Raw genomic sequence first — 13,991 nt, forward strand, 5'->3', positions numbered from 1 at the left:
GGTTGGCCCGGCTCTTGCTGCAGCTTAGCCCAGCAGAGGAGCCTTCGCATGCAAGTCGATAAATCCAGCCTCGCCACCAGCCTCTTCGGCGCCGGACCGGCGGGCGCGCTCGGCCAGGTGGGCAAGATCGACTCGGCGAAATCGGCCGAGGGGAGCAAGGCGCCCAGCGCCGCCGACATCGCCGCCCGCAAGGCGGAGGTCACCCGGCAGAACCAGCGCGCGATCCTCGACCAGATCCGCGACAAGGGCATCTACGCCTGGGCCCAGGAGCAGAAGCTCGAGAAGCTGAAGGAAAAGATCCGCGCCCAGGTCATGGAAGCCAACCCGGACGCCGACCCGGCCACCATCGAGAATGAGGTGGCCCGCCAGGTTCAGGAAGCGATGAAGGAGGCCCTCAAGGCCGAGTCCGACGCCGCGGCCAAACGCGGCGAAGCCCCCCGCCCGATGATCATCGACATCTCGGTCTAAACCTTAACGGCATTAACCAAGGCGCCACAATTTAACATTGCGGCCGTTTTAGAAGCTTTGCCATAAAAGCCTTCGGCTCCGTTTTGCACGGAGCCGCACACCGGGGCGTCTTCACATATCCGGCGCGGCGATCCTGCCGCCAACGACCGCTCCCGAAGCGGGCGATCCCTCGCCCGCGCCACTCCAGCCTACGGAGCGCTTTCAATGGCGATCGACGTCACCGTCCCGACGGCCAACTTCACCGAAGACTCCCCCGCGCCCCTGAGCGGCATCGTCATCACCGATGTGGACACCACCATCTCCGCGACCGCGACCTTCAGCGTGACCCTGGGCGTCCTGTCGGCGACCGACGCCGGCGGCGTGAGCGTCAGCGGAAGCGGCTCCAGCACCCTCATCCTCTCCGGGACCATCGACGACATCAACGCCTTCGTCGCGGCCGCCGGCGTGAATTATGCGCCCGCCGCGAACGACGACGTCACGCGGATTCTCACCGTCACCGTCGACGATCTCATGGGGGGCACCGACATCGCCAACGGCGACCTCGTCATCGCCGCCGTCAACGACGCGCCGGTGGTCTCGGTCCCAGGCGGCGCCATCACCGTGACCGAGGACGTTCCCACCGCCCTGACCGGGATCAGCTTCAGCGACGCCGACGCCGGCTCAGCCTCGATGACCGCCACCTTCAGCGCCCCGACCGGCCTGCTGTCGGCGATCTCCGGCCTCGGCGTGGTCGTGGGCGGGACGGCCGAAGCCCTGACGCTCACCGGCTCGGCCGGCAACATCAACAGCTTCATCGCCTCCAGCAATCTGACCTACACCACCGCCGCGAACGCGACCGCCGATGTCGTCCTCACCGTCAACATCAACGATGGCGGCGGCGCGGGCAGCGGCGGAGCCCTGTCGGACTCGAATACGGTGACGCTCCAAGTCAGCGCGGTGAACGACGCCCCGACCATCCAGGCGCCGCCGTCGCTCACCCTGTCGCCCGGTTCCGGCCAGACCATCACCGGCATCCACTTTTCCGACGTCGACGTCGGCGACGGCGAGATGCTGGCCCAGTTCAGCTTCGACTCCGGATCGACGTTGGCTTCCCTCCAGGGCGACGGCGGAACTCCGGTGTCCGTCAGCATCGACACCAGCCTGGGCATGCTGTTCCTCGCCGGCACGCTGACCGAGATCAACGATTTCATCGCCGGCGGCCATCTGCACCTCGACACCCCGATCGGGACCGACGCCGACCTGACGCTCAACGTCTCCATCCACGACACCGGGTTCAGCGGCTCCGGCGGCCCGCTGGGCGCTACGACGGCGCTGCCGATCCACGTCGGGACGCCCAACGCCCCGCACGCCGGCGGCGTCACCATCGACGGCGACCTCGAACAGGGCGCGACGCTCACCGCCCTGCACACCCTCACCGATCCCGACGGCATGGGCGTGGTCAGCTACCAGTGGCAGGCGGACGGCGAGGATATCGACGGCGCCACCGACGTGGATTTCGTCCTCACCCAGGACGAGGTCGGCAAGGCCGTCACCGTGATCGCCAGCTTCCAGGACGGGCTAGGCGCCATCGAAACCGCGGTCTCGCCCGCGACCGGCCCGATCACCAACGTCAATGACGAGCCGACCGGCGGCGTGGCCATCTCGGGCGCGGCCCAACTCGGCCGCCTGCTGACCGCCGACACCTCGCACCTGGCCGATCTCGACGGCCTGGGCCTGTTCACCTACGAGTGGTACGCCGACGACGACGTCGTCGGAACGGGCGCGACCCTGGCTCTCGGCTCCGAAATGCTGGGCAAGTCCATCACGCTCACGGTGCGCTATCAGGACGACTTCGGCGCGAACGAGGAGGTGAGCTCCGATCCGGTGACCGTCACCGCCGCGCCCTCCCCGCCGTCGGAGCCGCCGCGAACCGTCGAGACCGTCGTCATCGGCGGCCGCACCATCACCTTCGAGACCTTCATCGGCCCCGACGGGCTCGAGCACCGGTCCATCGACCTTCCGCCCAACGGCAGTTCGGCGCAGGCGCCGATCCAGATTCCCCTGTTCGACAATCCAGACGCCCTGGTGCTGACCCTCCCGTCGGGCCTGGGCCTCCTGGCCAGCGGCCTGACCGCGCCGGCCAGCCTGCCCAGTCTCGGCGGCCTGATCTCCCAGGCCAATCCGGAGCTCCCGGACGATGTCATCCAGGGCCTTATCGGCCGGCTTGGCCAGAGCGCGGGCTTCTTTACGGACGTGCTCCTTCCGTCCGGCCCGTTCCAACCCGTCGCTCCGGTTCTGTTCAACGGCGATCCCAGCTCCCTGCTGGCGATGACGCTGCATGGGATCGGCGGGGTCACTGACGGGTTCGACGGCGCCGACCTGCCCAATTTCGAGCTGAACTATCTCGACTTCGTCGCGCTCGTCGGTTCGGCCCGGCTCACCGGCGGCCTCGGCCAGAACTTCGTCGTCGCCGACGCCGCCAGGCAGTACATCGTCCTGGGCGAGGGCGACGACGAGCTGCATGGCGGCGGCGGGGCCGACACAATCGGCTCGGCCGGCGGGAACGACGGCCTCTTCGGGGACGACGGCGAAGACACGGTCTTCGGAGGCGAAGGGGACGATCAGGCGTTCGGCGGCCAGGGCGGCGACACCGTCCAGGGCAATGTCGGGGCCGACCTCGTCCACGGAAACCAGGGGAACGACCTGCTCTATGGCGGCCAGGGCGACGACATCGTCCGCGGCGGCCAGGGGAACGACATGGCCTTCGGCGACCTCGGAAACGACCTCGTCTTCGGCGATCTCGGAAACGACACCCTCCACGGCGGCGAGGGCGCCGACACCCTCTCGGGCGGCCAGGGTGACGACATACTGTCCGGCGGCGCGGGCGCCGACGTCTTCCGGCTGGCGGCGGGTGAAGGCCTTGACCGGGTGACCGACTTCACCGCCGCCGACCACGTGGTCCTTGCCCAGGGCGTCGCCTTCACCCTGCGCCAGGAAGGCGCCGACACCGTCATCGACCTCGGCGACGAGGGCCGCATGACCCTCACCGGCGTCCAGCTCGGCCTTCTCCCCGAAGGCTGGCTCACCGTCGCCTGACCGAACCGCGCAGAAATCCTCCCCCTTTGGGGGAGGCGCCGCGAAGGTGAGACCGCGAAGGCGGTCTCATCCCTCACATTCGTCACTCCGCCAGCGCGGCCAAGGGCCCATCCGTCAGTCTACGGACAGTCCATCCGCTCTGCGCGCTCGCCCCCAGCGAATCGTAGAACGCGATCGACGGCGCGTTCCAGTCCAGCACCGACCATTCCAGCCGCGCCAGCCCCTCCTCCCGGCACCGCTGCGCCAGCCGCCGCAGCAGCGCCTTGCCCGCGCCCAGGCCGCGAGCCTCTGGAACCACGAACAGGTCCTCCAGATAGATTCCGTGCCGCCCACGGAAGGTCGAGAAATTGTAGAACCACAGGGCGAAGCCCACCGGCCGCCCATCCGCCTCGGCGATGTCGCAGAAGGCCCGCGGAGCCTCGCCGAACAGCGCCTGCGCCACGTCCGCCTCGGTGGCGTCCACCTCGTCCAGCAGCTTCTCGTACTCGGCCAGCGCCCGGATGAAGCCATAGATGACCGGCGCGTCCGCCGGCGTGGCGGAACGGATCTCGACGCGCGCCATGAAGTCTCCTCAACACAAAAACGCCCCCTCAGTCCAATGGGGGGAGCATCCGAAGCCAGGCCGGGGGCCCCGCCACAAGGCGGCCTTGCCTACCCCACCACCACTCCGGGCGGCGGCTTGCTGCTCTCGGGCACGAAGAAGTCCGGCATCAGCCGGGCGGTCGGATCGACCCGGTACTTGTCGAAGTCCCGCACGCCCTCCTCGTAGAGGAAGCTGTCGTCGATCAGGAAGTTGCCGGTGAACTCGCGGCTCGGCTTTACGAAGATCGCGTGGGCGGCGTCGGCCATGATCTCCGGAGTCCGGCACTGCTTCATGCCTTCCTCGCCGGCCAGGGCGAACTGGATCGCCGCCGTGGCGATCCCAGTGCGCGGCCACAGGGCGTTGAAGGCTACCCCGTCCTTCCGGAACTCCGCAGCCATGCCCAGCACGCACATGCTCATGCCGTACTTGGCCATGCTGTAGGCTACATGCCCCTCGAACCAGCGCGGGTTCATGTCCAGGGGCGGCGACAGCATCAGCACGTGCGGATTGGCCGCCTTGAGGAGGTACGGCAGGCAGGCCTTGGAGGTCAGGTAGGTCCCGCGCGCGTTCACCTGGTTCATCAGGTCGTAGCGCTTCATCTCGGTCGCCAGGGTGCCGGTGAGCTGAATCGCCGAGGCGTTGTTCACGCAGATGTCGATGCCGCCGAACTTGGCCGCCGTCTGCTCCACCGCCTCGTAGACGCTGGCCTCGTCGCGCACGTCCACCACCAGCGGCAGGGCCTTGCCGCCGGCCTTCTCGATCTCCGCCGCGGCGGTGTAGATCGTGCCCGGCAGGTGTTTGTGCGGCTCGGCGGTCTTGGCGGCGATGGCGATGTTCGCCCCGTCCTTGGCCGCCCGCAGCGCGATGGCCAGGCCGATGCCCCGGCTCGCGCCGGTGACGAACAGGGTCTTGCCTTGCAGGCTCATAGGCTAACTCCGGTGATCTCTTCGGACAGCATCCACAGGCGGTCGGCCGCCTCGGGATCGACGGCGTAAGGCATGACGCCCTTCATCGGGTTGGCCTGCGACCACATCGGCGCCTGGGCGCAATCTTCCAGATAGAGCCCGCCGATGCCTTCCAGCTCCTCGCCGACCGCGGCCCAGACGCTGGTCGAGGCGCCCTGCTCGGGCGTCTTGAAGCCCTCGCGGACATTGCCCTCGTCGTCGATCCAGCCCATCGCCTTCATCTCGTCTTCGGAGAGGTAGCGCTGCAGCGGGGTCATGATGCCGCCCGGCATGACTGCATTGGCCGTCACCCCGTGCTCTTCGAACCGGTCGTTGTAGCCCACGGCGAACAGGGCGTTGGCGGTCTTCGACTGGCCATAGGCCTCCCACTTGTCGTAGGGCCGCGAGAGATAGTTCGGGTCGTCCCAGTGGATGTCGCTGCGCCGGTGGCCGATGGACGACAGCACCACCACCCGCGCCGTGCGGTCCTCCTCGGCGGCGTTCAGCATCGCCCGGGTCAGCCCCACGGTCAGCACGAAGTGGCCGAAGTGGTTGGTGCCGATCTGCAGCTCCAGGTCCTCTGCGGTCCGCAGCAGTGGGGTCGCCATCACCCCGGCGTTGTTGATCAGGATGTCCAGCGGCGCGTCGCCCCAGGCGTCCACGAACGAGCCTACCGACGACAGGCTCGCCAGGTCCAGGGTTCCGGCGACCACCCGGTCGGCGCCGATGCTCTCGTTGATCTCCACCGCCGCCTTCTCGCCGGCCGAGCGGTCGCGCACCGCCAGCATCACGTCGGCCCCGGCGCCCGCCAGGGCCCGGGCGGTCTCCAGCCCGATGCCGCTCGCCCCGCCGGTGACGATGACGTTGCGCCCCGAAAGGTCGTGGTCGGCCACCACCAGGCGGGCCGGGGTGAAGGCGCCGAAGCGCGAACGGATCATGGTCTCAGGAAACCTTGCTGAAGTCGGGGGCGCGCTTCTCGGCGAAGGCGGCGAAGGCCTCCTTGGCCTCGGCGGACTTGAGTTGCGCGCCGAAATGCACGCCCTCCTCGTCCATGCGCGCCGACAGCGCCGCCTCGTCGCGCATCAGCGCCTTGGTGATGGTCACCGCGGCCGGCGGGCGCGCCGCCACGGCGTCCGCCGCCGCGCGGGCCCTGGCGCGAAGCTGGTCCAGCGGAACCACCTCGTTGGCGATGCCCCACTCCACCGCCTTCCTGGCGTCCACCGCTTCGCCCAGCACGAACATGGCGAAGGCCCGCGCGTGGCCGATCCGGCTCGGCAGCGTGATGCTGGAGGCCGCCTCCGGCACCAGGGCCAGGTTCACGAACGGCGTGGTCAGCAGCGCGTTCTCGGCCACATAGACTAGGTCGCAGTGCAGCAGCATAGTGGTCCCCACGCCCACCGCCCGGCCGTTGACCGCCGCGATCAGCGGCGTCTTGGCCCGCGCCAGCGCCGCCAGCAGCGGATTGCCGCCCCGCCGCGCCTCCCCCGCCGCCCGGTCGCCGGCGTTCACCGCCGCGAAGTCGGACAGGTCGTTGCCGGCCGTGAACATGTCGCCATTGCCCTGGATCAGGATGCAGCGCACGTCCTTGTCGAACTCGGCCTGATCGATGGCGTCGCCCAGCGCCTGGTACATCTCCCGGGTCAGGGCGTTCTTCTTCTCCGGCCGGTTCATGGTCAGCGTCAGCACGCCCCCGGCCTTCTCGATCAGAATATGTTCGGACATGAAGATGCGCTCCGGCTGGACAACTTACGCCGTATGCTAGCGCGCGCCGTCGCGAATGAAATCCACAATCCAGCGCCAAGATCCTCCCTCGCCGGGGAGGTGGATCGAAGGGAGACGGAGGAGCCGCCGTAAGGCGGTCCCACCTATCTGCGAGCCTCACACCGCCCGATACCAGGCCACCCCCGCCTCATCCTCCTCGCGCACCGCCATCCCGCGGGCGATCAGGCAGTTGAGGTGCGCCAGGCTCTCGCCGGTCGCCAGGCCCAGCACGTTGTGGTCGATCTTGCGGCGGAACAGCACCGGGAACACGTCCACCACCCGCCTGGGCTCGGCGATCAGCCGGTGCAGCCGCGCCAGGCCCCGCTCGTGCCCGCCGATCAGGTGATCCACCCGCGCGTGCAGCCCATGGAACGGGTCGTTGTGAGCCGGCAGCACCAGCACGTCGTCGCGCACCCGCGCCTTGATCCGCGCCAGCGAGCTCAGCCACTCGCTCAAGGGGTCGCCCTCCGGCTCGGTGGGGAACACCGAGACGTTAGAGGAGATCTTCGGCAGCACCTGGTCGCCCGAGATGAACAGCTTCAGGTCCGGTTGCCACAGGCACACGTGCTCGGGCGAATGGCCCGCCCCGATCACCACCTCCCAGGGCCGGCCGCCGATCTCGACGATCTCGCCGTCGCTCACCCGCCGGAACGAGTCCGGCAGGGCGTGCAGCCCCTTGCCGAAGCCGCCGAACCGGACCCGGTAGTTCTCCAGCGCCTCCTCGTCCCAGCCGGCGGCGCGATAGAAGGTCAGCGCGTCCTCCGGCGCCTCGCGTCCGGTGTCGGCCGCCAGCGAGCGGCACATCAGGAACTCCAGCCGGCTGATCCAGAGCTGGCAGCCGTACTTGCGGGTCAGCCATCCGGACATGCCGATATGGTCCGGATGCATGTGCGTCACGAAGACGCGGCTGGCCGGCCGCGCGCCCAGCGGACCGGCGAAGACCGTGCGCCAGGCCTGCTGCGTGTCTGGCCCGCCCATGCCGGTGTCGACGATGGCCCAGCCGCCGTCTTCCTCGATCGCCCACACGTTGATGAAGGCCAGCGAGCCGCCCAGCGGCATGCGCATCCACCTTACGCCAGCAGCGATCTCGACGCTCTCGCCGACCGCCGGCCCCCGCTCGAAGGGGTAGTTGAGCTTTGGCCGCGGCGACTGAACCTCGATATCTTGAAAACCGTCGCGCAACGGCCGCTCCCTCTTGTTGTTTGCCCCATTGTCCGGCGCCCCGCCCTCGGGGGCAATGCAACCTGAGCCCTCATTCAGCCATCGTTCACGCTGATCTTGACCCACTGACGCGGTGAAGGCTTATGTCCGCCGTCAAGGGAACCCAGGAGTATCTTCATATGAAGCCATTCATCACGGGGCTGGCCGCCACCTTGGCCGTGCTGGCCTTGGCGCCGGCGGCCGTCTCGGCGTCCAAGAAGCCGGCCGAGGTCTCGGAAAAGGCGCGCACCCAGGGAATGGCCGAGGCTCCGGCCCTCGCCAAGGCCGCTGGCGTGGCCTGCAACGTCACTGACGCCCGCTTCGTCGGCAAGGTCGCCGACAAGAAGGCCAAGACCAACACCAACTTCTACGAGATCGACTGCGACCAGGGCGTCGGCTTCGTCCTCTCGGCTGTCGAAGGCGGCGCCACGACAACCTTTAGCTGCATCGAGGCGAACACCCCGCAGCCGGACGGCAAGGAATCCAGCCTGAAGTGCGAACTGCCGGGCAACGCCGATCCGAAGGCCGACCTGGCCCCGATCCTCGCCGCCGCCAAGGTCCAGTGCACCCCCGAAGCCGTTCGCGGCATCGGCCAGAGCGCCACCGCCGCCTATCTCGAAGTGGCCTGCCAGGGCTCTTCGCAGGGCTATGTGGTGAAGACCAGCTCTCCGATGGACCCGGCCAAGCCGGTCGAGGCGACCGACTGCCTGCTCTATGACGGCGGCCAGTCGAACATCTCCTGCACCCTGCGGACCAAGGAAGATCGCCTGGCGGTGATCGACACCTACATCACCGCCGCCAACAAGGGCTGCACGCCCAAGGACAAGCGCTACATCGGCATGTCGCAGTCCGGCTCGGCCTTCTTCGAAGCCGCCTGCACCGACGGCAAGGGCTACCTGCTGCGCGTCGACAACGGCAAGTTCGCCGAAGCCTACGACTGCGCCAAGGCGCAGGGCGTGATGGGCGGCTGCACCCTGACCGACACCACCCAGGCGGTGACCGAGCAGAACGGCCTCTACACCAGGCTCGCCAAGGCGGCTGGTTTCAACTGCGACGTCTCGAAGTACGCTCCGTTCCCGGCCGCGGCCGGCAAGGACGTCGTCGAGATGGCCTGCTCGAACCGCCCGGACGGCGCCGTCGGCGTCTTCGGCGGCCCGAACGACAAGCCGATGGTCTATGACTGCGCCCGCGCCCCGATCGCCGGCTACCGCTGCTCCTTCACCAAGCTGGACGCCAAGAGCTACGGCCTGGTGACCGCCGACCTGAAGAAGCTCGGCAAGGCCGCCTGCGACGTCTCCAACGCCCGCGTGATCGGCAAGACCGCCAAGGGCACCACCTACATGGAAGTCGCCTGCGCGGACGGCCTGAAGGGCTACATCATCGAGTACCAGACGGACCTGACCCCCGTCGCGACCACCGGCTGCGCCTTCTCGAAGGACTGCAAGCTGCCGGGCAACGTCTAGGCCCGGCTCCGAAGCCAAAGCGAAAAGGCCCGGAGGAAACTCCGGGCCTTTTCTTGTGTCGTCGAATCGAAAAGGCCCGCGGATCGCTCCGCGGGCCTTTCTCGTCAGGCGCCTGAGATGGCCTTAGGCGGCCGAGGGAAGGTGGGCATGGCCATGGAACACGCGGGCCAGCAGCTTCTGCACGAAGCTGTAGACGATGCGTTGGAGCTCCAGGTGACCCTCGACGGTCCCGAAATCGACAAACAGCATGATCGCCTCCAATTGCTGATGCGAACTTATGCTGCGACGCACAATAAATCAATGCTGCGTTGCGAAATTTTCCTGCAACGCCTGACGGCAGGCCATCTCGCACCTGCGGCAGGCCTCGGCGCAGATCCGGCAGTGCTCCATGTAGGCGGCGTGCCGCTCGCATTCCTCGGCGCAGATCCGGCAGGCTTCCTCGCAGAGCTGCAGCATCCGCCCGACCATGAGCTGGTTCGAACCGGTCCGCCGGCTGGCCAGCGTGCCGGTGGTGGCGCAGATGTCGGCGCAATCCAGGCAGGTGCGCACGCACTGCGCCAGCTCGGCCACCCTGTCCTCGCCCAGGCAGGCGTCGGCGCAGGCCGTGCAGCTCTGGGCGCAATCGTAGCACTCCTCGATGCAGGCGATCAGCGCGCTGTTGGCCGCTCCCCTCGCCTGCGGGTGCGTGGAAATGATCTGCTGGACGTGCATGGGAGAGCTCCTGTCGGCTGGACACCTCCCCAACCGCCCCGCCCCGCGCGAGTTCCCCCATAAGCCCAGAAGAGACTAGTCCTGCGGCGCGCTCTCGGCCGGCGCGCTCGGGGCGTAGGGCGAGCCGGGCTGCAGCCACAGCGGCGTCTTCGGCGCTTCCGGCGGCGTCTGCGCCGGCTGCGCCGCGTCGCCGGAGGGAGGAGCCGCCACAGCCGCCACCGGCGCGCCTTCGTTCAGGCTCCGGATGGTGCGGGCCTGCTCGGCCTCCCCGCCGGCCCGCTCGGCCCCCACGCGGACGTTCGTCGCGACGCGAACCACGTCGGCCCGCGAACAACCGGCCATCGCCGCCAGGACGACCAGCGCACCGACCACCTGAAACCCACGCCTGGCTGACATTCCGCTATCCTGCCCTAGATCGCCGCCTCGATGAACTTCGGCCCCGGCTCGGCCATGGCCCTGGCGAAGGCGGCGTCGAATTCCTCGGCGGTCTCGCAGCGCACCGCCGGCACGCCCATGCCCTTGGCCACCGACACCCAGTCGATCTTCGGGTCGCCCAGGTCCAGCAGCTTGCTCGCCGAGGGTCCCGGATCGCCCGAGCCTGTGCGGCCCATCTCGATGTTGAGGATGCGATAGGAGTGGTTGGCGAACACCACCACCGTCACGTCGAGCTGCTCGCGCGCCATCGTCCAGAGACTCTGCACCGTATACATCGCCGAGCCGTCGCCGTTCAGCGACAGCACCTTGCGCCCGGGCGCGGCCACCGCCGCCCCGATCGCCAGCGGCCCGCCGATGCCGATCGCCCCGCCGGTCAGGGCCAGCACGTCGTGCGGCCTGGCCGTGGAGCAGGGAACCGCAACCCCGCCGCCCGAGGTGACCGAGTCGTCGCAGATGATCGCCCCTTCCGGCAGGTGCCGGGCCACCGAGAGCCCGCACGCCTGCGGCGTCAGCGGTCCGGTCGGAGCCCCGTCGGCCACCTTGAACGGCTGGGCCGGTCCGCTCGCCGGCGCGCCCAATGCATCCGCCAGGGCCGCCAGCCCCGCCACCGAGTCTTCCGACCGGGTGGTCAGCGTCGTGGTCTCGCAGCCCTCGGGGACCAGCACGCTCGGCCGGCCCGGATAGGCGAAGAACGCCACCGGAGTCACCGTCCCGACGAACACCATCAGGTCGGTTCCGGCCAGGTCCGCCAGGGCCGCCTCGCCGAAATACTGCATCCGGCCGGGCTGGAAGACGCCCGCCCCGCGCGGCTGGCGGGCGATGAAGGTGTCGGCCAGGACGCGCACGCCCGCCGCCGCCAGGCGCGCGGCCTGGGCCAGGCCCTCGGCGCTGGTCGCCTGGGCGCCCAGCAGGATCACCGGCTTGGCCGCCTCGCGGACCCTCTTGGCCACCGCCTCGATGGTCGTCCCGGCCGCCGCGGCGCGCACCGGCACGTCCGCCTTGACCACCCCGTTCCTGGTCTCCAGCCAGGCGGAGTCGGCCGGCAGGATCAGGCTGACCGGGCCCCCGGGCGGGCCGTAGCTCGCCGTGACCGCCTCGGCCGCCAGGGCCGAGACCGTGTCCGGGCTGTCGGCCGACTTCACCCACAGCGAGTTCGGCCCGACGATGGTCGGGATGTCGGAGTTCAGCGGCGCGTCGTACTGCCGGTGATAGGTCGCATGGTCGCCGACCACGTTGACCACCGGGGTGAAGGCCCGCCGCGCATTGTGCAGGTTGGCCAGGCCGTTGCCGTAGCCCGGCCCCAAATGCAGCAGGGTGCAGGCCGGCTTCCCGGCCATCCGCCCATAGCCGTCCGCCGCCCCCGTCGCCACGCCCTCGAACAGGCACAGCACCGGGCGCATAGCCGGCGCCCGGTCCAGCGCCGCCACGAACTGCATCTCGCTGGTGCCCGGATTGGCGAAGCAGGCGGTCACCTCATTGGCGACCAGAGTCTCGATCAGGGCGTCAGCGCCATTCATGTCAGAACACCATCACGTCAGAGGAATCGGAAAACAGTCGCTCGGCCGCCGCGGCCCGCAGCGTGCGGGCGACGGGCTGGGCGATATAGCCCTTGTCGGTGATCTCGCCGGCGTTGGCGTCCGGAGCGCTGTCCAGCACCAGGGCCCGCGCCACCTTGCCGCCCGAGCCCTTGGCCTGGGCGTTGAACCGCTCGATCCCGGCCCGCACCGCCGCCTCGACGGCCGCGCGGTCCATGTGCGGATTGGGATAGAACAGCAGGCCCACGGCCTCCTTGCCCTCCCCGCAGACCACCGCGTCCGTGACCGCGTCGCCCACGGCCGAGACCGCCTTCACCCGCAGGTCGCCCACGGTGACGAAGGTGCCGCTGGCCAGCTTGAAGTTCTCGGAAATCCGCCCGTCGAAGGCCAGGCCCGCGGCCGGGTCGGCCGGCTCGACGAACCGGGCCGCATCGCCCAGCAGGTAGAAGCCGTCCTCGTCGAAACTCTGAGCCGACAGTTCCGGGCGCCCCAGATAGCCCGGAGAGACCTGCGGCCCCTTCACCCGGAACTCCAGCTTGCCCGCCGCCGGCCGCAGCTTCACCTGCGTGCCCGGAGCCGGCAGGCCGATCAGCCCCATGCGCTCGTTGTGCCAGTGCACATTGCAGGCGGTCGGCCCGGTTTCCGTCGCGCCGTAACCTGAGGCGAAGCTGATCTTCTCGCCCACGGTCGCCACCGCCACCGCCTGGATGCGGTCGCTGGTGTCCTGCCCCAGGGCCGCGCCGCCGTACTGCAGCACCCGCACCTTCTCAAAGAAAGTCCGCGCCAGGTCCTTGTCGCGCTCCAGCTCCGCGGCCAGCAGCATCCAGCCGGCCGGCACCATGTTGTGGTAGGTGGTCGCCACCTCCTTGAGGTTCCGCACCGTCTCGGCGAACCGCCCGGCCACCGGCTGGCCGGCGTCGATATGCAGCGTCCCGCCCCGGTGCAGCGCCATGTGCAGGATGGAGTTGGCCCCCAGGCTGTGGCTCCAGGGCGCGGAGTTCACCATCACCGGCGGCTCGTCGTCGTCAAAGCACGCGGCGATCTGGGCCGAGTTCACCGCGATCCCCCGGTGCAGGCAGATCACCGCCTTGGGCAGGCCCGTCGAACCTGAGGTCAGCAGGTACTTCGCATGGTCGTCCGGCCGCGCCGTCGCAGCCGCGCCTCCGGCCGCCAGCAGCCGCGCCAGCGGAACGTCCCCCTGTCGCGCGTTCTTGCCCGCCACTACCGGCAGGCCGGCCAGGAACGGCGCCTCCAGCGCCTCGGAAAACAGCGCCGCGTCCTCGGTATAGACCGCCGCCGGGCGCAGCACCTCCACCGCATGGGCCAGCCGCGAAAGGTTCGCCCCCGGCAGGCCGTACTGCGGCGAAACCGGCGCCACCGGCATCCCCTGGCTCATCGCCGCATAGGCGATCAGCGCATGGTCGATCCCGTTCCGCGCCAGGATCAGCAGCGGCCGCGCGCCCACCACCCCCAGTTCGCGCAGGCCCCCGGCCAGGGCCCGCACCTGCTCGGCCGCCTCAGCGAAGGTCGTCGCCCGCCAGCCCTCGCCCGAACGCTCGGCCAGCCAGGCCCGCCCCGGCGCCTCCCGCGCCCAGCGCTCCAGAGCCTGGCTCGTGGTGGTGAAATCGGTCGCATGCGGCGTCGGATTGGTCAGGACCAGCTCGCCCCCGCCCCGATCCTCGATCTCCAACCTGCGCGGCGCATAGCGCGCATCGCGGAAGGGGGCGTCGATCGAGCGGATTCTGGCGTCCATGATCCCTAAGCCTTAGCCGCCCAATTCACCGGAAGGAAGCGCCCCCTTTTCCTCCCCCAGTTG

The 13,991-nt window shown here is 69.4% G+C and carries 13 protein-coding genes; 3 read left to right on the plus strand and 10 right to left on the minus strand.

All coding sequences use genetic code 11. The features are described 5' to 3' along the window. Window positions 1-48 precede the first annotated feature (48 nt). Complete coding sequence (locus ABID41_RS18055; RefSeq protein ID WP_331933062.1) at window positions 49-468, plus strand: hypothetical protein; 420 nt, start codon at window positions 49-51, stop codon at window positions 466-468. Between the two features lie 204 nt (window positions 469-672). Then, entirely contained in the window at window positions 673-3,543 is a 2,871-nt protein-coding gene (locus ABID41_RS18060) for a hypothetical protein (RefSeq protein ID WP_354298363.1), read from the plus strand. 82 nt (window positions 3,544-3,625) lie between these two features. Here the strand turns inward: ABID41_RS18060 and ABID41_RS18065 are convergent, their stop codons facing one another. From ABID41_RS18065 to ABID41_RS18085, 5 genes are all read right to left on the minus strand, one after another. Continuing rightward, on the minus strand, window positions 3,626-4,105 hold the full coding sequence (locus ABID41_RS18065; protein WP_354298364.1) for a GNAT family N-acetyltransferase: 480 nt from the start codon (window positions 4,103-4,105) through the stop codon (window positions 3,626-3,628). Window positions 4,106-4,194: 89 nt separating this feature from the next. Further along, window positions 4,195-5,052, minus strand: coding sequence for an SDR family oxidoreductase (locus ABID41_RS18070; protein ID WP_354298365.1), 858 nt, complete (start codon window positions 5,050-5,052; stop codon window positions 4,195-4,197). Beyond that, complete coding sequence (locus tag ABID41_RS18075) at window positions 5,049-6,008, minus strand: oxidoreductase (RefSeq protein ID WP_354298366.1); 960 nt, start codon at window positions 6,006-6,008, stop codon at window positions 5,049-5,051. The genes ABID41_RS18070 and ABID41_RS18075 overlap by 4 nt, the downstream gene beginning before the upstream one ends. A gap of 4 nt (window positions 6,009-6,012) precedes the next feature. Next, window positions 6,013-6,792 carry an enoyl-CoA hydratase-related protein gene (locus ABID41_RS18080; protein ID WP_354298367.1) on the minus strand — a complete coding sequence of 260 codons (780 nt, stop codon included), beginning with the start codon at window positions 6,790-6,792 and terminating at the stop codon, window positions 6,013-6,015. A gap of 156 nt (window positions 6,793-6,948) precedes the next feature. After that, on the minus strand, window positions 6,949-8,013 hold the full coding sequence (locus ABID41_RS18085; RefSeq protein WP_354298368.1) for an MBL fold metallo-hydrolase: 1,065 nt from the start codon (window positions 8,011-8,013) through the stop codon (window positions 6,949-6,951). Window positions 8,014-8,171: 158 nt separating this feature from the next. Here ABID41_RS18085 and ABID41_RS18090 point away from each other — a divergent pair, with 158 nt between their 5' ends. Next, window positions 8,172-9,494 carry a hypothetical protein gene (locus ABID41_RS18090; RefSeq protein WP_331932006.1) on the plus strand — a complete coding sequence of 441 codons (1,323 nt, stop codon included), beginning with the start codon at window positions 8,172-8,174 and terminating at the stop codon, window positions 9,492-9,494. Window positions 9,495-9,617: 123 nt separating this feature from the next. Here the strand turns inward: ABID41_RS18090 and ABID41_RS18095 are convergent, their stop codons facing one another. The 5 genes from ABID41_RS18095 to ABID41_RS18115 form a co-directional block, all read right to left on the minus strand. Continuing rightward, window positions 9,618-9,743 carry a hypothetical protein gene (locus ABID41_RS18095; RefSeq protein WP_331932005.1) on the minus strand — a complete coding sequence of 42 codons (126 nt, stop codon included), beginning with the start codon at window positions 9,741-9,743 and terminating at the stop codon, window positions 9,618-9,620. Window positions 9,744-9,791: 48 nt separating this feature from the next. After that, the gene (locus ABID41_RS18100; protein ID WP_331932004.1) at window positions 9,792-10,205 is read right to left on the minus strand and encodes a four-helix bundle copper-binding protein; all 414 of its coding nucleotides are present in this window, start codon (window positions 10,203-10,205) and stop codon (window positions 9,792-9,794) included. A 75-nt stretch (window positions 10,206-10,280) separates the two neighbouring features. Continuing rightward, a complete protein-coding gene (locus tag ABID41_RS18105) occupies window positions 10,281-10,601 on the minus strand; it encodes a hypothetical protein (RefSeq protein ID WP_354298369.1) in 321 nt (106 codons plus the stop codon). Between the two features lie 14 nt (window positions 10,602-10,615). Further along, entirely contained in the window at window positions 10,616-12,157 is a 1,542-nt protein-coding gene (locus tag ABID41_RS18110; protein WP_354298370.1) for an acetolactate synthase large subunit, read from the minus strand. A 1-nt stretch (window position 12,158) separates the two neighbouring features. Further along, a complete protein-coding gene (locus ABID41_RS18115) occupies window positions 12,159-13,928 on the minus strand; it encodes a feruloyl-CoA synthase (protein WP_354298371.1) in 1,770 nt (589 codons plus the stop codon). Window positions 13,929-13,991: the final 63 nt, after the last annotated feature.

Source organism: Phenylobacterium koreense (assembly GCF_040545335.1).
Taxonomy (GTDB): Bacteria; Pseudomonadota; Alphaproteobacteria; order Caulobacterales; family Caulobacteraceae; genus Phenylobacterium; species Phenylobacterium koreense.